The sequence below is a fragment of the Polaribacter sp. R77954 genome, from assembly GCF_044595335.1.
GTDB lineage: Bacteria > Bacteroidota > Bacteroidia > Flavobacteriales > Flavobacteriaceae > Polaribacter.
Window position 1 is genome coordinate 33,978 of the sequence record NZ_CP138992.1, and the last position, 19,603, is coordinate 53,580.

General features: G+C 30.1%; 17 protein-coding genes. All 17 read left to right on the plus strand.

The window, feature by feature from the left end; translation table 11 throughout:
• Position 1: 1 nt before the first annotated feature.
• The gene (locus tag SJY27_RS00055; protein WP_397446196.1) at positions 2-388 is read left to right on the plus strand and encodes a response regulator; all 387 of its coding nucleotides are present in this window, start codon (positions 2-4) and stop codon (positions 386-388) included.
• A 37-nt stretch (positions 389-425) separates the two neighbouring features.
• A complete protein-coding gene (locus SJY27_RS00060) occupies positions 426-1,625 on the plus strand; it encodes a sugar transferase (RefSeq protein ID WP_397446197.1) in 1,200 nt (399 codons plus the stop codon).
• 18 nt (positions 1,626-1,643) lie between these two features.
• Complete coding sequence (locus SJY27_RS00065; protein WP_397446198.1) at positions 1,644-2,396, plus strand: TolC family protein; 753 nt, start codon at positions 1,644-1,646, stop codon at positions 2,394-2,396.
• 10 nt (positions 2,397-2,406) lie between these two features.
• Positions 2,407-4,788: a GumC family protein gene (locus tag SJY27_RS00070; protein ID WP_397446199.1), complete on the plus strand. Its 2,382-nt coding sequence runs from the start codon at positions 2,407-2,409 to the stop codon at positions 4,786-4,788.
• A gap of 19 nt (positions 4,789-4,807) precedes the next feature.
• On the plus strand, positions 4,808-6,157 hold the full coding sequence (locus SJY27_RS00075; protein ID WP_397446200.1) for a lipopolysaccharide biosynthesis protein: 1,350 nt from the start codon (positions 4,808-4,810) through the stop codon (positions 6,155-6,157).
• 9 nt (positions 6,158-6,166) lie between these two features.
• Positions 6,167-7,657 (plus strand): O-antigen ligase family protein, encoded by a 1,491-nt coding sequence (locus SJY27_RS00080; RefSeq protein ID WP_397446201.1) that lies wholly within the window; start codon positions 6,167-6,169, stop codon positions 7,655-7,657.
• A 65-nt stretch (positions 7,658-7,722) separates the two neighbouring features.
• Complete coding sequence (locus SJY27_RS00085) at positions 7,723-8,664, plus strand: phosphoribosyltransferase (RefSeq protein WP_397446202.1); 942 nt, start codon at positions 7,723-7,725, stop codon at positions 8,662-8,664.
• Between the two features lie 181 nt (positions 8,665-8,845).
• A complete protein-coding gene (locus SJY27_RS00090; RefSeq protein ID WP_397446203.1) occupies positions 8,846-9,913 on the plus strand; it encodes a glycosyltransferase in 1,068 nt (355 codons plus the stop codon).
• Between the two features lie 29 nt (positions 9,914-9,942).
• Positions 9,943-11,016: an acyltransferase family protein gene (locus tag SJY27_RS00095; RefSeq protein WP_397446204.1), complete on the plus strand. Its 1,074-nt coding sequence runs from the start codon at positions 9,943-9,945 to the stop codon at positions 11,014-11,016.
• Between the two features lie 10 nt (positions 11,017-11,026).
• Positions 11,027-12,187, plus strand: a complete 1,161-nt coding sequence (locus tag SJY27_RS00100) for a glycosyltransferase family 4 protein (RefSeq protein ID WP_397446205.1) — start codon at positions 11,027-11,029, stop codon at positions 12,185-12,187.
• Between the two features lie 4 nt (positions 12,188-12,191).
• Positions 12,192-13,406 carry a glycosyltransferase gene (locus SJY27_RS00105; protein ID WP_397446206.1) on the plus strand — a complete coding sequence of 405 codons (1,215 nt, stop codon included), beginning with the start codon at positions 12,192-12,194 and terminating at the stop codon, positions 13,404-13,406.
• Positions 13,397-14,020 carry an acyltransferase gene (locus tag SJY27_RS00110; RefSeq protein ID WP_397446207.1) on the plus strand — a complete coding sequence of 208 codons (624 nt, stop codon included), beginning with the start codon at positions 13,397-13,399 and terminating at the stop codon, positions 14,018-14,020. The genes SJY27_RS00105 and SJY27_RS00110 overlap by 10 nt, the downstream gene beginning before the upstream one ends.
• A gap of 4 nt (positions 14,021-14,024) precedes the next feature.
• Positions 14,025-15,029 (plus strand): acyltransferase family protein, encoded by a 1,005-nt coding sequence (locus SJY27_RS00115; RefSeq protein WP_397446208.1) that lies wholly within the window; start codon positions 14,025-14,027, stop codon positions 15,027-15,029.
• 32 nt (positions 15,030-15,061) lie between these two features.
• Complete coding sequence (locus SJY27_RS00120; protein ID WP_397446209.1) at positions 15,062-16,249, plus strand: glycosyltransferase family 2 protein; 1,188 nt, start codon at positions 15,062-15,064, stop codon at positions 16,247-16,249.
• A 33-nt stretch (positions 16,250-16,282) separates the two neighbouring features.
• On the plus strand, positions 16,283-16,849 hold the full coding sequence (locus tag SJY27_RS00125; protein WP_397446210.1) for a gluconate 2-dehydrogenase subunit 3 family protein: 567 nt from the start codon (positions 16,283-16,285) through the stop codon (positions 16,847-16,849).
• Between the two features lie 4 nt (positions 16,850-16,853).
• Positions 16,854-18,530: a GMC oxidoreductase gene (locus tag SJY27_RS00130; RefSeq protein ID WP_397446211.1), complete on the plus strand. Its 1,677-nt coding sequence runs from the start codon at positions 16,854-16,856 to the stop codon at positions 18,528-18,530.
• Complete coding sequence (locus SJY27_RS00135; RefSeq protein WP_397446212.1) at positions 18,527-19,570, plus strand: beta-propeller fold lactonase family protein; 1,044 nt, start codon at positions 18,527-18,529, stop codon at positions 19,568-19,570. Before SJY27_RS00130 ends, SJY27_RS00135 begins: the two co-directional genes overlap by 4 nt.
• The last annotated feature ends 33 nt before the right edge of the window (positions 19,571-19,603 follow it).

Here is a 19,603-nt window from a genome sequence, read left to right on the forward strand (position 1 = left end):
AATGAAAAAAACTATACTAGTTCTAGATGATGAGATAAGTATTTGTATGTTGTTGCAAAATTTTCTTTCAGCAGATTATGATGTAATTACCAAAAATAACCCTATTGAAGCTTTAGAGTGGCTTGATGGTACTATACCAGATCTTATTATTTGCGATATTCAAATGCCAGATATGGATGGTTATGGGTTTTTAACTAAAGTACGTCAACGAGGTTTTACCAAACACACACCAGTGGTTATGTTGTCTGGTAGAGCAGAAAGTAAAGAACGTATTAAGTGTTATAGGCTTGGTGCACAAGACTATTTAACAAAACCATTTAACCCAGAAGAACTCGAAGAACTGGTTAAAAAAAACCTTTATCCAATTCATTATGCAATTGAGTGGTAATCAATAATCTAAAAGCTATAAATTAATACGCATATATATGGGTGGAAAACTTAATATTTTATACATTGGTAATATCAAAAATTATTTTAGTCAAGCTGTAGATGACAATTATACAATTGTAACAGTAGAAAATAGTTTAAAAGCTACCAGATATTTAGAATCTAATAAAAATATCGATGGAATAATATGCGATTATTATTTACCAGGTAATACTGGTTTTTTTCTTTATAAATGGTTACGTGCACAAAGCGAATACGATTCGATGCCTTTTATTATTCTTTGTAAAGAATTCAATGCAGAAATTTACAAGAATGCATTTAAAAAACAAATTGATGATTTTTATGTGCCTTCAGTAACCAATCCTAAAGACGTATTAAGCAGGTTAACGTATTTATGCGCACATAAAAAGCCAAAATCTCAAAAAATATCAGAAAAAATAGTATCAGAAAATTACAAAATGCCCGTGTCAAAACGTTTATTTGATATTTTTGTAGCATTATCTGTTCTTATTGTAGCTTCTCCATTTTTGTTACTTATTATTCTAGCAATAAGACTAGAATCTAAAGGTAAAGTGTATTACATCTCTAAACGTGTAGGAAGAAAAACTTTCGATTTTTACAAATTAAGATCAATGCGTACAGGTTCAGATGAATTGTTAAAAAAACTAGCAGCTGAAAAAAATCAATATAAAAAAGAAGAAGTAAAATCAGAAAATAGTTCGTTAGATATTCCTTGCCCTAAATGTAGTAAATTGCCTGAAGGCAAAACCTGTTCTCCTATAATGTATATCGATACCCATCAAATATGTGATTATTGGTTTAATGTTCAGAAAAGAGAAGCTGCTAAAAACGATTCTACTTTTGTAAAAATTGTAGACGATCCAAGAATCACAAAAGTGGGTAAATTTATAAGAAATACAAGTATTGATGAGCTACCACAACTCATAAATGTTTTGAAAGGAGATATGTCTATTGTAGGGAATAGGCCTTTACCAGTTTACGAGGCAGAAGTGCTTACTGGCGATGATTTATCAAAACGATTTTTAGCACCTCCAGGAATTACAGGTTTATGGCAAGTAGAACTTAGAGGTAAAGGTGGTAAAATGTCTGAAGAAGAAAGAATGAGACTTGATAATGAATATGCAGAACAATTTAGAGGAAATAATTATTCTTTTTGGTATGATATTAAGCTGATATTAAGAACTGTACCTGCATTGTTTCAATCAGACACTGTTTAATTAAAGAAGTATATTGAAATGAGTAACATTGTTAAAAACCTATTTATTATAAGTATAATTGTTTTGCAATTTAGTAATGTAAATGCCCAAACATTTAGCAGTACTAAAGATACCATATTAAACAATAATAGTAGTAGGTTTGAGTTTCCACCTCTTGAGGTTATTATAGATTCTGTAATAAAAAAACATGCAATGGTTAATTTTAGAAACAATCATGTTGGTGTTAAAGAATCTACCTTAGCATCAGAACAAATTTACTGGACAAGAAATTTTGGTATTCAAGCAGATACCAGATATGGTAACTTAAGTAATTTTGCAACTGACAGCGATGGTATTAATACCACTGCAGCTTTAACAACAGCCCGCCAATTCAATTACAGTGTAGGGGTATATTTAAAAATCCCAATCTTTGATTTCTTAAATAGAAAAAATCAAATAAAACTTGCACAATTAGAAGTAGATGAGGCAAAAAGCATGTTAGAATTTCAAAAACAAGAAATTAGACAAACTGTTATTCGTCTTTATCAAGAGATGCTCTATAAAAATAAAGTTCTTAAAATAAGGTCTAAAAGTTTAGCAGATGCTAAAGTAAACATGCAAATGGTAGAAAAAGAGTTCAAAAATGGTATTGTAGCCATATCAGAATATGTGAGAATTAATAGTATGACAGCCAATATGGAAGCAGAGTATGAAAAAGCAATGTCAGAATTTATTACAGTAAAACAGATGTTAGAAGATATGGCTGGCTTTGTCTTTGGTTTAACTTATTAAAATTATAAAGATGACTATAGTTGATTTTGTTCGGTTAATCTTAAAACATATAGTACTTTTAATTACAGTACCTATTTTGTTAGGTGTATTGGTAATTTTACTTACCATGAATCCATCTTTCGAGTATTCATCTCAAACTATTTTATACACTGGTTTGGCTACAGGTTCTTCTATTGAGATGGACAAAACCTTTAATTATCAAGCAACAAATACTGCTTTTGATAATTTAATTAATATCATTAATTCAAGAGAAACTCAAGAGGAAGTAGCTATTCGATTGTTTGCACTGCATTTAATGCTGCCAGAAGCAAATCCTAAATATATATCAGAAGATCTTTTTAAAGAATTTAAACAAAAAATACCAACGTATTTATACGATTATGTAGCTACTGGAAATGAAAATAACAACTCAGATAATAAAATAAGCGAAACTGAGGAAAAATTATTTCCTGACCAAGTAGACAGAAATAATTACGAAAAAACTGTAGAAAACCTAACTGCTTTTATGAAAAGTAGCAGTGATAACTTTGTCTATGAACTATTAAATTATGATGAAGATGATCACTATTCTTTAAAAGCAATTTCAGGAATTAAAGCACAAAGAATTAATAGTAGCGATTTAATAAAGTTAAGTTACACAGTTAACGATCCTGGTATTTGCCAACAAACATTAGCTATTTATAATGGTGTTTGTATTAAAAATTACAAACATATAAAAGAAAATAGATCTGATGCAGTTGTTAAATATTTTGAAAATGAACTGAATAAGGCTAGAATTGAATTAAAAAATGCTGAAGACAAATTGCTTGAATTTAATAAAAGTTCTAATATTATTAATTATTATGAGCAAAGTAAGGCAGTTGCAGTGGTTAAAGAAGACATGCAGGTCGACTTTAAGAAAAATGTTGCAGAATTAGCTGGTTTAAATGCAGGAATAAAACGTTTAGAGAAAAAATTAGAAGTCCAAGAAATAATCCAAGAAAAAAGTAACCTTATTCTTGATAAAAAGAAACAATTAGGAGATTTAAATTACAAACTTGCGTTAATAAAAGCAGAAACTCAATCTAACAGAACTGAAGAAAATTTTAATAAAGTAACTCAACTAGAAAATCAAACAAAAAAACTAAATGAAGAAATTAAAAAAGGTGTAGATCAATTATATTCTTATCAAAATTCAATTGATGGTTTGCCAGTTTCTAAATTACTGCCCAATTGGATGAACAATGTTGTAGAGTCAGAAAATTTAAAAGCTAAACTGCAAGTTTTAAATAAACAGAATAACGATTTTCAAGAAACTTATGCAAGATATGCACCTGCTGGTGCTAATATGAAACGTTTAGAACGTGAAATCGCAGTTTCAGAACAAGGATATTTAGAAATACTTCATGGTTTAAATTTGGCCAAATTAAAATTACAAGACAGTGAATTGTCATCAGATTTAAAAACCATAGATATACCTTATTACCCAGTTTCTCCTAATCCTACAAAAAGAGCCGTATTAATTATTGCAGCAGCATTTTTAGGAGGTATTTTAACTTTAGGAATTATTTTTGTAATGGAATATTTTGATGATTCTCTTAAAAATTCTACAAGTGCAAGCAAAAAAACAGGTTTTTCTTCTTTAGGTATGCTTCCTAAAATAATTTTAGACCCAGGTAGTTTTAATTTAAACTTTATTAAAAATCGACTTATAGAAATTGTAACTCAAAATATATACCAGTTTTTTGGTTTTAATGGCGATGCTAAAAAGACTAAAATTATAGTAGTTTTTAGTACACAAAAATTGGAAGGTAAAACAGTTACAGCTGGCAATATTGCAAAAACCTTTAAAAAAGAAGGTAAAAAGGTATTATTGCTTAATTATAAGCAAGAGCAAGTTGCAATTAAACAACGAGGAAAATCGCCAATCTTAAACAAAATATTAGGTTATCCAGACCCAAGAATAGATGTTGAAAATCCTTTTTTAGCAGATGTTTCTACCTATCTATCTCCAGCAGAGCATGATTATTATGAGTTAAATAACGATTTTTTTAATGCAAAAAACCATACAGATATTTTTAAGTCTAATAATATCAACCTAAATAACAATTTAGATTTTATTATTATTGAAATACCCGCAATTATTTACTCTAATTATCCAACTGAATTAATGGTAAATGCAGATTTGAATATATTGGTGTGTAGAGCTAACAGAGCATGGTCTGATGCAGATGAATCTGCAATTCGAAATTTAAGAAAAGTTTGTGGCTCAAAGCTTAATATTATTGTTAATGGTGTAAATATTAATGAAGTAGAATCTATGCTTGGAGATTTACCAAAAAAACGATCAAAATTCAGAAAAAAAATTAAATCAATTTTTAAGTTTCAGTTCTTTTCAAAAAACCAAATTTGATAATAGGCCAATGAAAATGTTGAAAAAATTAATACGAGAAGATAATTTTTTATCCTTAGCAGGTAACGTTGTTATTGCGCTTTTAGGTATAAGCGGCTTTGCTTTATTGGCAAGAAGTTTATCAATTGAAGTTTTTGGAGAATGGGTATTGTTTATAACAGGAGGTTCTTTTGTAGAAATGTTTCGATTTGGTATTACCAACACAGGTTTAATTCGGTTTTTATCTGGTGCAGACCAATCTTCTAGAAATAAACTTATTGGGTCTAATGCGCTAATTGGTTTAGGTGCAACTGCTCTTATTGCTGCAATTTTAGTGTTTTGCAACCTAGTATTTAAAGATGCAATTGGTAATTCTGGATATAATTTGTTTTTCAAATGGTATCCACTTTTAGCTTTTTTAAATCTTCCTTGGAACAATGCTCTAGTTGTTTTACAAGCAGATAGAAAATATGGTAAAATATTAATTGTAAAATCGGTAAATAGCGGATTGTTTTTTTTAACGATTGCAGTAAATTATTTTTATTTAGAAATGACCTTAAATGAATTGGTAATTGCATTATTAATCATAAATGCGTTTACTTCTCTTATAACCATAATTTTAGGTTGGGATGGTACAAAATTAATTACCAAAGCAACCTCTGTAACAAATAAAACATTATTAGATTTTGGTAAATACACCACATTTACACTTATTGGTAGTAATTTATTAAGAAGTGCAGATACTTTAATTTTAAGTTTAAGTCCTTTAGGAAACGAAGCAGTTGCACTCTATAGTATTCCGTTAAAACTTACAGAATTACAGCAAATTCCTTTGCGTAGTTTTGTGGCCACTGCTTTTCCTAAAATGTCTAAAGCCAGTGTTCAAGGTAAGATAAATGAGGTTAAAGAATTATTCTATTCTTATTCAGGCGCCTTAACTTACCTGTTTATTTTAATGAGTATTTTTACTTTTGTTTTTGCAGAGTTTTTAGTACTTATTTTATCTGGAGAACAGTATTTAAAAGTAGACCCAGTTACTGGTTTTAACGTAGTAAATATTGTAAGAGTTTTCTCTATTTACGGACTTTTATTACCTATTGATAGAATGACGGGTATAGGATTAGATAGTATAAATAAACCCAACATTAATGCCATTAAAGTATTTGTAATGGTGGCAGCAAATGTTATTGGAGATTTTATAGCCATATTTGTTTTCGAATCGCTTATACTTGTAGCAGTGGCTTCTATTGCTTTTACTTTAGTTGGAATTTGGATGGGAATGTATTTCTTAAACAAAGAACTCTCTTTGTCTTACAAAGAAATATTTATTAGTGGAATAGAATTTTACAAAAAGCTAAAAAACAAAGTAATAAAAAATCGATTTGCTTAATTGCAAACTATGAATAAAAATATTTTGAGCACAAATAATCAACATATAAACCCATTTGAAAAAATATCAGGATCTGCTGCTTTATCTAATCCTAAGATTATTTTATTGTTTTTTGTGGGAGTTTTATTTGTTGGTCTTGTACTTGCTAAGCTTAAAATGGTAGGTGTAGGAATTTTTTTAGCACTAGTAGTTGGTACTGTCTATTTTAATTTACTATTTAAAAATCCAATTTTAGGTTTTTATACAGCAATAGGACTCAATTTTATAGTATTAGGTCTTGCCAGATACATCAAAGGTTTACCATTAGGTTTTGCCATAGATGGTATTATGATTATTACATATTTAGCACTTATTTTTTCTAGATTTAAAGAACGTGTAGATTGGTCTCCTGCTAATAAAACCATTACAATTTTAGCAGGGTTATGGTTACTATATTGTATAATTCAAATAGCAAACCCAGAAGCCAGAATGATTGAACCTTGGATTGCAGGTAGGGGTGTAGGTTTCTATTTCTTCTTTTTTTTAATTTTAACATTTATGTTAATTGATACCAATAAAAAGCTAGATACATTTCTTTACGTTTGGGGAGTCTTTTCTATACTAGCTACTTTAAAAGGATTTGTACAAATGGTTTTTGGTGTAGATTATGCTGAAAAAGCTTGGTTAGATAATGGAGGTGCAGAAACGCATATACTTTTTGGTAAGCTTAGGGTGTTTTCTTTTTTTAGTGATGCAGGGCAGTTTGGCGGAAATCAGGGCTATGCAGGTGTTGTTTTTCTTATTTACTCAATGGCTAAAAAAGGGCTTCCAAAAATATTTTTTATTACTGTAGGGCTTTTAGGATTATATGGAATGATGATTTCTGGTACAAGAGGATCAATTGCAGTACCTTTTGCGGGTTTTATGACTTTTTTTGTGCTTAGAAAAAATATAAAAATAATTAGTATGGGTTTTATTTTGGTAGCACTCATATTTGTTTTCTTTAAATACACTACAATTGCAAATGGTAATGCCCAAATAAGAAGAATGAGAACGGGTTTTGATCCTAACAATCCTTCTTTAATGGTTAGAAAAGCAAACCAAGCAAAATTAAAAGTATATCTAGCATCTAGACCTTTTGGCGGTGGTATAGGACATGCAGGAGACAAAGCGCAACGTTTTTTACCTCATGCATATTTATCAAATGTAGCAACTGATAGTTGGTATGTTATGATTTGGGCAGAACTGGGTATAATTGGTTTGGTGTTTCATCTGGCAATCCTGTTTTTTACAATTGGCATGGCATCATTTAAAGTTATGTTTAGAATTAGAGACCCAATTACAAAAATAAAAATGAGCGCACTTATCTCAGGAATGGCTGGCATTATGTTAGCTTCTTATGGTAATGCAATTTTAGGTGGTATGCCAACTGCCTTATTGTTTTATGCATCAATGGCAATAATGTCTACACCTGAAACTTTTGAAAATGAAATATCAGAAGAAATAGCAATTTCAGAATAAATATAAAAAACGTTAAACTATTTTTTAAATAAAATCAACCATACAAACTTCTAAAATTATATATTATGAACTATAGGAATATAAAGGATTTAAATAATATTATACTAAAAAGATTAAGTATAATTCCTCGTGATTTCGATTTAATTGTTGGTGTACCAAGAAGTGGTATGTTACCTGCCAATCTTTTATCATTATATTTAAACAAACCTTATACAGATATTGATTCTTTCTTAAATGGTCATATATACAAAGCAGGAGCAAGAAGTCAGTTTTTTGAAGAAGGAGCTTACAAAAAAGTGTTAGTGGTAGATGATAGTATTGCATCTGGCTCTGCTATGATAGAATGTAAAGAGAAATTAAAACATCTTGAAGATAAGTTCGATTTAAAATATTGCGCCATATTTATCATTCCTGGAAAAGAAAAAATGGTAGATTATTTCTTTGAAATCGTTCCTTTACCAAGATACTTTCAATGGAATGTTTTAAACCATACTACTTTAGAAAAAGCGTGTTTTGATATTGATGGGGTTTTATGCGAAGATCCAACACCAGAACAAAACGATGATGGAGAAAAATACATCGATTTTATCTTAAACGCACCACCTTTATTTATTCCTGGAGCTAAAATAGGAACCATAGTAACATCGCGTTTAGAAAAATATCGAAAAGAAACAGAAACTTGGTTAGCAGCTCAAAATATTAAGTATAACGATTTAATTATGTTAGACTTACCAGATATGGCTGCAAGACAAAAGGCAAACAATCATGGAGATCATAAAGCAAAAGCGTACATGTCTAAACCTTATGTGTTGTTTATTGAAAGTGAATACAATCAAGCTGTAGAAATTAATAGAATTTCAAAAAAACCGGTATTGTGCACCGCAAATTTCGAAATGATATTTGAATCTGAATCTTTTATGTACAATCTTAAAAGTGGTAAACACTTGCCATTTTTAAGAGAATTTGGTTTAAAAGTACGTAATAAACTTAGAAAACTGAAAAATTAAAAGCGTATAGCTGTTCATTTTTCTTATTAACCAATCACTATTTACTATGTTAGTACTTAATACAATACAAATTATTTTGCTAATTCTTTTAGGCTTAGCAACGCTTTATATATTTATTTTTTCAGTAGCCAGCCTTTTTTACAAGCAAAAAACATATTCTGATAACGGAAATATAAAAAGGATGGCAGTTTTAGTGCCTGGTTATAAAGAAGATGGTGTAATTGTAGAAGTAGCAAATTTAGCGTTACAGCAAGATTATCCTTCAGATTTATATGATGTGGTTATCATCGCAGATTCTTTTCAAAAAGAAACTTTAGCTACTTTAAAAATGTTACCTATTAAGTTAATTGAAGTTAGTTTCGATAAAAGCACAAAATCAAAAGCATTAAATAAAGCAATGGCACAACTTGATGCAGATTATGACATTGCTGTAGTTTTAGATGCAGATAATGTTATGGCCACTGATTTTTTAAAGAAAATTAATGCAGTTTTCGAAGAAGACTTTATTGCAGTACAAGGTCATAGAACCGCAAAAAATGTAAATAATTCTTGGGCAATTTTAGACGCTATTAGCGAAGAAATTAACAATAATATTTTTAGAAAAGGACATAGAGTTTTAGGTTTATCATCTGCAATTATTGGTTCTGGTATGGCGTTTCGTTATCAGTATTTTAAATCATTAATGGCTACAGTTACTGCCATAGGTGGTTTTGATAAAGAAATTGAATTAAAAATGCTAAAAGAAGGGCGTAAAATTGTGTATTTAGATGATGCTGTGGTGTACGATGAAAAAATACAAAAATCAGAAGTATTTGGAAATCAAAGACGTAGATGGTTATCTGCACAATTTCATTATTTTCGAAAAGATATTTTATCGGCTATTAAACATTTATTTTTGAAAGGCAATGTAGATTATTTTGATAAAGCCATTCAATTTGTACAACCTCCTAGAATTTTATTATTAGGGGCTGTAAAAGTATTTACCATTGCTTTTGTTTTGATTAATTATTTTTTAGAAAATGATACCATGTACTCTAAATACTGGATTATTTTGGCAGTAGCTTGTATATTATCCTTTATTTTTTCAGTTCCAAGATCATTTTACAATTTAAAAACTTTAGGCGCTTTGGCAAGTTTACCTAAAGGGATGTTTATGATGTTGTTATCATTACTAAAAATAAAAGGAGCTAATAAAACATTTATTCACACACAACATACATCTAGTTCAGAAGATATTAAACCAAAATAAGAAATCAGTATTTTTTTAAGTTCCCCCTAATGAAAAAACATAAACTAGAAAAATTAGAAGCCATCCGCGGATTTTCCGCACTTTACGTGGTGCTATTTCATATGCTTCCCCAAAAAATAATGGTGTTGGGAATCAATATTGGAATCCTTTTTCGTTTTGGTTCAGAGGCTGTAATTATGTTTTTCATATTAAGTGGTTTTGTGATTAAATATACTTGGGAGAAAAATCCGAATAAAACTTTTAAAACCTACTTTTTAAAACGATTTGCACGAATTTACATTCCGCTTTTATTCATTTTCCTAATGGCTTATCTTTTAAAATGTTATAGTGAAGGAGGTTTTGCAGATCCTGAAATCACAACGCTTTTAGGCAATTTATTTATGCTGCAAGATGTAATTTCATTAAAACCAAATGTAATTTCTCCCACTTATTTAGGCAATGGAGTACTTTGGTCGCTTTCTTACGAATGGTGGTTTTATATGCTCTTTTTTCTGTTATCAGATCGCATAAAATCATCAAAACTTAATGTTTGGGTGAATGTAATAACCATAACAGCAGCAATTTCATATTTATTTTATCCTTTTATTTTAAATAGAATTGTAATGTATTTTGCCATTTGGTGGATTGGTGTACGATTTGCAGAAACCTATTTAAAAGAAGAAACCTATACCTTGGCATCCATAAAAAATTATGCGTTTATTTTACTTTTTATTTTAGCCATTTTAGGACTGAATTTATACATCAATTTCGAATATACGAAAGTGTATGATTATCCTTTGGTGGCATTTCCTTTTATAGAATTAAGACATTTTACCTTTGCTTTTATAGCAATGTTTGCGGGTATCATTTGGAACAAATTAAACTGGTTTGGTTTTGATCAGTTGTTTGGAGTTTTTAAATATCTAGCACCTTTTTCTTATGCGATATACATATCGCATCATTATTTAGTAATTGAGGCTACCTATTTAAATTTCTTGAATAATAAGATTGTTGAGTATACAATGTACATTGTTTTAATGTTTGTCTTTTCGTATCTTGTAGAAGTGGTTATGTACCCGAAAATAAAAAAACAAATAATGAGTTTTTACGCAATAAAATTTTAAAATAGGCAATATGAAAATAGGTATTGAAGCACAAAGAATTTTCCGTAAGAAAAAACATGGTATGGATATGGTTGCCTTAGAGTTGATTAAAAATCTTCAACTTTTAGACCTCAAAAACGAGTACTTTATTTTTGTAAAACCAGATGAAGATAACGAAGTTTTAAAAGAAACCGCCAATTTTAAAATTATTGAATTAAATGGAGGCCCATACCCAACTTGGGAACAGATAGCCTTACCAAAGGCCGCTAAAAAATATGGTTGTGATGTGCTACATTGTACTAGTAATACAGCACCTTTTTTTACGAGTATTCCCTTAATAACTATTCTGCATGATATCATTTATATGGAAAGTAGCTATTTAAAAATACTATCTAGCAGCGCAACTACGTATCAAAAATTCGGGAATATTTACAGAAAGTTAGTAGTGCCAAGAGTGGTAAAAAAGAGCAAAAAAGTAATTACAGTTTCTCATTTCGAGAAAAACAGAATTGGAGAATTTTTTGGGATAAAAGGCGATGAGAAATTAGATGCAATTTATAACGGAGTTAGCGAACATTTTAAACCAATAACTGACCAAAAAGAACTAAAAAGAGTTAAAGACAAATACAAATTACCAGATCAATTTTTCTTTTTTTTGGGGAATACAGATCCTAAAAAAAACACCAAAGGAACCTTGCAAGCTTTTTCTGATTTCTTAAAAAAATCAGGCACCAAACATAAATTGGTGATGCTAGATTACGATCAGGTAGAATTGAAAAAACTTTTAGTAGAAATTAAAAATCCAGATTTAATCAACAGTATTTTACTAACAGGTTATGTTGTAAATACAGATTTACCTGCCATTTATGCACAATGTGATGTGTTTTTATATCCATCATTAAGAGAAAGTTTTGGTATTCCTATGCTAGAAGCCATGTCTTGTAATGTGCCAGTAATTACCTCAAATACATCGTCAATGCCAGAGGTTGCTAGTGATGCTGCCCACATTATTGATCCTTTTAAACCAGAAGAAATTACACAAGGAATCTTAAAAATATTGGATGATGAAAATTACAGAAATACACTGTGTGAAAAAGGCTTAACTCGAAGTAAACAATTTTCTTGGCATAATATGGCCAAAGATTACTTAAAACTGTATGAGTTAATTGATGCTGAAAATTCTAAAAAATAAAGATATGATTAAAGGTAAAGACATCATTGTTGTAGGTATACAAGCTTGGGATATCGAAATTGGAAGTAATTGTAAAAATATTGCTGCAGAATTTGCTAAAAATAATCGTGTTTTATATGTAAATCCGCCAATGACTAGATCTGTTATGCGCGGTCAAAAGGATAAAGCTACCATTCAAAAAAGAATCCGAATTAAAAATGGAGAAGAGAATGATTTGGTAGAAATTGATAAAAACTTATGGAACTTATACCCAAAATCAATCGTTGAATCTATCAATTCAGTTCCTATTCATTCATTGTTTAAAATGTTAAACAAAAGAAATGCCAAAATTTTTGCGAATGATATTAAGAATGCAATTTCTAGAATGGATTTTAAGAATTTTATCCTATTTAACGATAGTTCTATGTTTTTAGGTTTGCATTTAAAAGAGTTCTTACAACCAAATGTATACGCTTATTATATGCGAGATTATTTGGTGAAAGTTCCTTATTGGCAAAAACATGGTGAACGTATTGAGCCACAAGTAGTTAAAAAAGCTGATATAGTTTTAACGAATTCTGAATTTTTTGAAGATTTTTGTAGAGCTTATAACAACCACAGTTATATGGTTGGGCAAGGCTGTGATGTTTCTCATTTTAGTGATGAGGATGATAGCATTATAATTCCAAAAGAATTTAAAGAAATTCCATCACCTATAATTGGTTATGTTGGGTCTTTAACAAGTTTACGATTAGATATAAAGTTGCTAGAGTTTATTGCTGAAGAGCGAAAAAGTTGGAGTATTGTTTTAGTTGGTCCAGAAGATAACGATTTTAAAAACTCGAATCTTCATAATATGTCTAACGTTTATTTTTTAGGACGAAAAGATGCCTCTCAATTACCAAATTATGTAAAGGGGTTTGATATTGCTACAAATCCGCAGTTGATTAATAACCTCACTATAGGAAATTATCCAAGAAAAATTGATGAATATTTGGCCATGGGAAAACCCATTATAGCAACACAAACCAAAGCAATGCAAATGTTTAAAGAAAATGTGTATTTGGGTGAAACTAAAGACGATTATGTAGTGTTAATTGAAAAAGCTTTGGCCGAAAATTCTGATGAACATATTGCAAATAGAATCGCTTTTGCAAAAAGTCATACTTGGCAGAATAATGTAAAAGCTATTTATGAATCAATTATAAAAGCAACCAAAGACAGTATAGAATGGGATTAAAAGAAAAAATAAAATCGAATGAACGCATTAAAAAATTAGTGCATTGGTCTATCTTAATTCCTAAGCAAACAAGACCAAGATTATGGATCAAATGGTTTGTAAATCCTTTTTATCACAAAAAAGGAAAAGGAGCTATAGTGAGGCCAAGAACTAGAATGGATGTTGTCCCTTGGAATAAATTTGAATTAGGAGAGGATTCAACTATTGAAGATTTTTCGGCCATAAATAATGGAGTTGGCCCTGTAATTATTGGCGATAGAACAAAAATAGGGTTAAGTAATACTATTATTGGTCCTGTTACTATTGGTAATGATATTAGGCTTGCACAAAATATAACACTCTCTGGCTTAAATCATAATTATGAAGATATCAACTTGCCTATTCATGTTCAAGGTGTATCAACTTCGCCTATTATTATTGAAGATAATTCTTGGATTGGCGCAAATGTAGTTGTGGTTGCTGGAGTTACTATTGGTAAACATTGCATAGTTGCTGCTGGTAGTATCGTAACCAAAGATATACCTCCTTATTCTGTGGCTGTAGGAAATCCTGCAAGAGTTTTAAAACAATACAATCATCAAACTAAGGCTTGGGAAAAACTACCTAATAAATAATATTATGAAAAAAGATAAAACCATAGAAACACTTAGAGGCGCTGTTATTTTATTGGTTGTAATTGGGCATGTTATAGGTTCTGCTTCAGATGGAGGAATGAAAGTTAGCGACGATTCTTTTTTTCGTTATTTTTACGATACATTTATAGACCCTATTCAAATGCCACTTTTTACCATTTTAGCTGGTTGGGTTTATAGTTTAAAACCACCTGTATACAGTAAAATAAAGACGTTTATTTCTAAAAAAGTAAAACGTTTATTAATTCCAATGTTTGTAGTTGGTGTTTGTTATTTTACACTTCAATACATCACTCCAGGTACTAACAATAAAGAAAATTTTTTAGAAATATGGAAATTGTTATTCTTCCCATATACTTTGTTTTGGTATTTATATTCGTTATTTGTTGTGTTTATAATTATAGCTTTAATAGACGTGTTTCATAAAATGGATACCACTACTAATTGGGCAATTATTTTTGTAATATCTTTAATAGCATTGTTAGTAAGAGATGTCTTTATTCCTTTTGAAGCTCCAAATTATTTTAGTTATAAAGGTACTTTATATCTCTTACCATGCTTTGTTTTAGGTGTTGGGTTGAATAGGTTTAAAACTATTTTTCAAAGTAAAAAAGTTTTGTATATAACAATAGTATTACTTGTAAGTTGTTTCATAATTCAACAATTATCTTGGTTTAAAGTGATTGAATATGAGGTTCATAAAGATAATATTGTTGGTTTAACAATTGGCTTTACAGCAAGTATGTTATTGTTAAAATCTAGAATAGAAATCAGCTGGTTAGTCTGGTTTGGCGGTTTTGCATATTCAATTTATTTATTTCATGCATTTGGTACTGCTGGAGGAAGAATTTTGCCTCAAAAATTAGATATTAATTCAAAAGTAATTCTATTTACAATGTCGCTACTTGCAGGTGTAATTCTTCCTATTATAGCAGAAAAAATACTGAATAAATATAAAATAACAAGAGTACTATTCTTAGGTAGAGACTAATTAAAAGTAATAATCAAAAAAGTAATACTATTATGATATTAAAAATAATTTTTTGGATCTTGTTATTCATCATAGTCTACACGTATGTTGGTTATGGAATTCTATTGTACGCAATTATTAAAATCAGAAGAGTTTTTAATATTGGTCAAAAAAAAGCCATAGATACCACTTATGAGCCAGAGGTTACCTTATTTATAGCTGCTTATAACGAAAAAGATTATGTAGCTGCAAAAATGAAAAACTCACTAGAATTAGAATATCCTAAAGAAAAATTAAACATTATTTGGGTTACAGATGGTTCTGACGATGGTACACCAGATTTGCTAAAAGGATATCCCAATACAACCGTACATCATTTAGATGCAAGAAATGGAAAAATTGGTGCTATGAATCGTGGTATGGCATTTGTTAAAACACCGATTGTAATTTTTAGTGATGCTAATACAAACTTAGGGAAACAATCTATAAGACGAATTGTGAATTTGTTTAGCAGCCCTAAAGTGGGTTGTGTTTCTGGCGAAAAAAGAATTGTTGATAAAGAAACGGATGTAGCTTCTGGTGCAGGTGAAGGTTTGTATTGGAAATATGAATCTACCTTAAAAAAATGGGATGCAGAATTATACTCAGTAGTTGGGGCAGCTGGAGAATTGTTTGCTATTAGAACAGAATTATACAGGCATGTAGAAAAGGATACAATTCTCGATGATTTTATCATTTCTTTACGTGTTGCACAAGATGGTTATACCATTCAATATGATCCTGATGCGTATGCCATAGAAACAGCTTCTGCAAATGTTAAAGAAGAGTTAAAACGAAAAATTAGAATTTCGGCAGGAGGTATACAATCCATAGTAAGATTACGTTCTTTATTAAATGTTTTTAAATATGGCACTTTATCTTTTCAATACATTTCTCATCGTGTTTTACGCTGGAGTTTAACACCTCTATGTTTAATTCTATTGATTCCTGTTTTATCAATATTAGCCATACAAGAAGGATTGTTTACGTTAGCAATGTATCCTGTATTTTTTTGGTTACAAGTTCTTTTTTACGCTGCAGCTTTATTAGGCTGGTTTTTAGAAAATAGAGAAACAAGAATTAAATTATTGTTTGTTCCTTATTACTTTTTTATTATGAATTTATCGGTTGTTTTAGGTTTCTTTAGATATCTAAAAAAATCGCAATCTGTAAATTGGGAACGATCAAAAAGAGCCGCATAAAAAATATCAATGTAGAAAAAAATAAAATTAATTATGGATAGAAGAAAAGCAATTGGAGGTATTTTAGCCATTACAGGTATAAGTTTTGCTTCCTTTAAAGGGATTAGTTTTTTTTACGGTACATCAAATAGAGGAAACCTTGTAGATTATAAAAATTTAATTGCAGAATTGGTAGATGTTATTATTCCTCCCACAGATACTCCTGGTGCAAAAGAAGCTAATGTGCAAGATTATATCATCGATTTTATGGAGGCTTGTTCATCAAACAAAGAATTCAACACATTTTTTAATGGTTTAAATGATGTACAAGAAATAGCTGAAAGCGACTATAATTCTACTTTTGAAAGCTGTACGTTATCACAAAAAACAGCAATACTAAAAAAATTAGATACAGATAGTGATCCAAATAGCATATTAACCAAAATTGATAACAAAATATTTGGAAGATCTTTTTTTAAAATACTAAAAGCACTAACAGTAGAAGGCTATTGCACATCAAAAATTGGAGCAACTCAGATGTTAGTTTATGATCCTGCTCCAGGAGAATACATTGCAATAACAGAATTACAACCAAACCAAAAAGCTTGGGCAACAAGATAAAATTATGATACAAACACAAACTAATAGAAACACTTTTGATGCCATTGTTGTTGGGTCTGGTATTAGTGGTGGCTGGGCTGCAAAAGAGCTTACAGAAGGTGGATTAAAAACATTGGTTTTAGAACGTGGTGCAGATAAAGAGTTTAAAACATCTTCTAATAACCCTTGGGATTTTAAATATAGAAATCATTTAACAAAAGAAGAATTAAAAGAAAGACCCATACAAAGTAGCCATTGTGATGCTGGAAATAAAGATTTCTACGTAAAAGATTCAGAACATCCATACATTCAAGAAAAACCATTTAAATGGATACGTGGTTATCAAGTTGGTGGTCGTTCTTTAACCTGGGGGAGATTAAGTTATCGCTTGGGAAATATCGATTTTGAAGCCAATAAAAAAGATGGTTATGGAATAGATTGGCCTATTAGATATGCAGATTTAGAAAAATGGTACGATTATGTAGAAGAATATGTAGGTGTTAGTGGTAGCTTAGAAGGATTAGAACATGTACCAGATGGCGTTTTTTTACCACCAATTCCAATGAATGCTGTAGAAAAGCATCTCAAAGAAAGCATTAGCAAACAATATTCAGATCGTCTAATTATAAATGGTAGAGTTGCTAATTTAACCGAATATAAAAAAGGTAGAGGTAGATGTATGTACCGTAATTTATGCAGTAGAGGTTGCCCTTATTCTGGTTATTTTAACAGTAATACATCAACATTAGTAGATGCAAACAATACTGGTAAATTAACTTTAAGAGCAAATTCTATTGTAAAAGAAGTGCTGTACGATAAAAATACTGCAAAAGCTGTAGGAGTTACTATTATAGATGCTATTACAAAAGAAGAAATGAATTATTATGCCAGAATTATTTTCTTAAATGCTTCAACAATAGGCACAGCTTCTATCTTATTAAATTCGGTTTCAGAAACATTTCCAAATGGTTTAGGGAATTCTAGTCTTCAAATTGGTCATAATTTAATGGATCACATCGTAAATGAAGGTACTTATGGAACCTTTAATGGTTTACTCGATAAATATTATAAAGGCAGATCTCCAGGAACCATTTACATTCCTAGATTCCAAAATTTAGGAAATGATAGTCAAACCAATGATTTTGTAAGAGGTTATGGAATTCAGGGTAAAGGAGAAAGAGAAAATTGGCAATCCAAACCCACAACAGGTTTTGGTGCTGAATTAAAAGCGCAACTAGAAACTCCAGGAAAATGGAAAATTTCTTTAGGTGGTAGAGGTGAAGTATTACCATATTATGAAAATAAAATTTCTTTGGATAAAAATAATGTAGATCAATGGGGATTACCACTTGTAAAAGTGCATTTTGAATATAAAGCAAATGAAAAAGCAATGATGGAGCACATGACCCAAGCAAGCGAAGAAATGCTCAAAAAAGCAGGATTCGAAAATGTTGGCAGTTACAGAACTAGTCCAGATCCTGGTTCTGCTGTTCATGAAATGGGAACTGCTAGAATGGGGAATGACCCTAAAACATCCGTATTAAATAAATACAACCAAATGCATGATGTTAAAAATGTATTTATCACAGATGGTAGTTGTATGACTTCATCAGCATGTCAAAATCCCTCCTTAACGTATATGGCACTTACAGCAAGAGCCTGTAAATATGCAATTGAGCAATTTAAATCAAATATTATATGAGAAAATTAAAAGTGGTAATTGTTGCTTGCGCATTGTTTGTTTTAGGATTTGTAGTTTTTTATTCGGTAAAACAACCAACTTACTCCATTAAAACAGAAGGTATTTTATACATTGTAAATAAAGTAAGTAAAAGTGTTACAATTTTCGAATTAAATGAAGGGCAAGAAATTAAAGAACTTCCTATAGCTGTAGAACCTCATGAGGCAGCATTTGTTAAAAATTTGAATAGATTGGTAGTTACTAATTATGGCTCATCCAATGAAAATAGCAACAATCTTACTGTAATTAATCCAAAAGATAATAAGGTTATACATGAAATAGCATTGGGTAAAAGTTCAAAACCACATGGAATTATTCCTCTTAAAGCTCCTAATAAAGTAGCTGTTGTAACAGATATTGGTAATGATTTATCCATTGTAAATATAGCAACTGGTAAGCTAGAAAAGCAAATAGCCACTCAACAAGAGTTCAGCCATTTATTGGTTGAGCATCCAAAAAAACCATTGGTATATGTTTCAAATATAAATTCGGGTTCTGTAAGTGTTATCGATATTCAATTAGATTCAGTTGTAAAAGTCATTCCGTTTTCTAATAAGGTAGAAGGTATTGATATTTCAGCAGATGGTACTGAACTTTGGGTAACAAATATCAAAGAAAATTTAGTTTATGTTGTAAATACAGAAACTAATAAAACGTTGACTACCCTATCAACAGGAAAAGAACCTTTACGTTTAAAATTTTCTAATGATGATAAATATTGTTTGGTTTCTAATGCTTCTGATGGTACAGTTTCGGTTTATGACAGTAAATCAAAAAAAGAAATAGCAACCATACATATACCTGGTAAAAAGAATATTCTAGAAAAAATACTTTACCACACACCACGTCCAGTAGGTATTTTAATGCATCCTAATGGACAGTATGCTTTTGTATCAAATTTTACAGCTGGTAGAGTAGAGGTGATTGATTTGAATAGTTTTACCATTGTAAGTAGTATTAAAGTAGGGCAAATGCCTGATGGCCTAGCATTAATTAACTAAATTTGCCAGCTTAAGAAAAAAATATTTGTGAAG

Coding starts and splice junctions, on each gene's coding strand:
- SJY27_RS00060 (WP_397446197.1), top strand. CDS start 426: ATGGGTGGAAAACTTAATATTTTATACATTGGTAATATCAAAAATTAT.
- SJY27_RS00110 (WP_397446207.1), top strand. CDS start 13,397: ATGGGATTAAAAGAAAAAATAAAATCGAATGAACGCATTAAAAAATTA.
- SJY27_RS00125 (WP_397446210.1), top strand. CDS start 16,283: ATGGATAGAAGAAAAGCAATTGGAGGTATTTTAGCCATTACAGGTATA.
- SJY27_RS00065 (WP_397446198.1), top strand. CDS start 1,644: ATGAGTAACATTGTTAAAAACCTATTTATTATAAGTATAATTGTTTTG.
- SJY27_RS00100 (WP_397446205.1), top strand. CDS start 11,027: ATGAAAATAGGTATTGAAGCACAAAGAATTTTCCGTAAGAAAAAACAT.
- SJY27_RS00095 (WP_397446204.1), top strand. CDS start 9,943: ATGAAAAAACATAAACTAGAAAAATTAGAAGCCATCCGCGGATTTTCC.
- SJY27_RS00135 (WP_397446212.1), top strand. CDS start 18,527: ATGAGAAAATTAAAAGTGGTAATTGTTGCTTGCGCATTGTTTGTTTTA.
- SJY27_RS00080 (WP_397446201.1), top strand. CDS start 6,167: ATGAATAAAAATATTTTGAGCACAAATAATCAACATATAAACCCATTT.
- SJY27_RS00070 (WP_397446199.1), top strand. CDS start 2,407: ATGACTATAGTTGATTTTGTTCGGTTAATCTTAAAACATATAGTACTT.
- SJY27_RS00115 (WP_397446208.1), top strand. CDS start 14,025: ATGAAAAAAGATAAAACCATAGAAACACTTAGAGGCGCTGTTATTTTA.
- SJY27_RS00105 (WP_397446206.1), top strand. CDS start 12,192: ATGATTAAAGGTAAAGACATCATTGTTGTAGGTATACAAGCTTGGGAT.
- SJY27_RS00120 (WP_397446209.1), top strand. CDS start 15,062: ATGATATTAAAAATAATTTTTTGGATCTTGTTATTCATCATAGTCTAC.
- SJY27_RS00085 (WP_397446202.1), top strand. CDS start 7,723: ATGAACTATAGGAATATAAAGGATTTAAATAATATTATACTAAAAAGA.
- SJY27_RS00130 (WP_397446211.1), top strand. CDS start 16,854: ATGATACAAACACAAACTAATAGAAACACTTTTGATGCCATTGTTGTT.
- SJY27_RS00090 (WP_397446203.1), top strand. CDS start 8,846: ATGGCAGTTTTAGTGCCTGGTTATAAAGAAGATGGTGTAATTGTAGAA.
- SJY27_RS00055 (WP_397446196.1), top strand. CDS start 2: ATGAAAAAAACTATACTAGTTCTAGATGATGAGATAAGTATTTGTATG.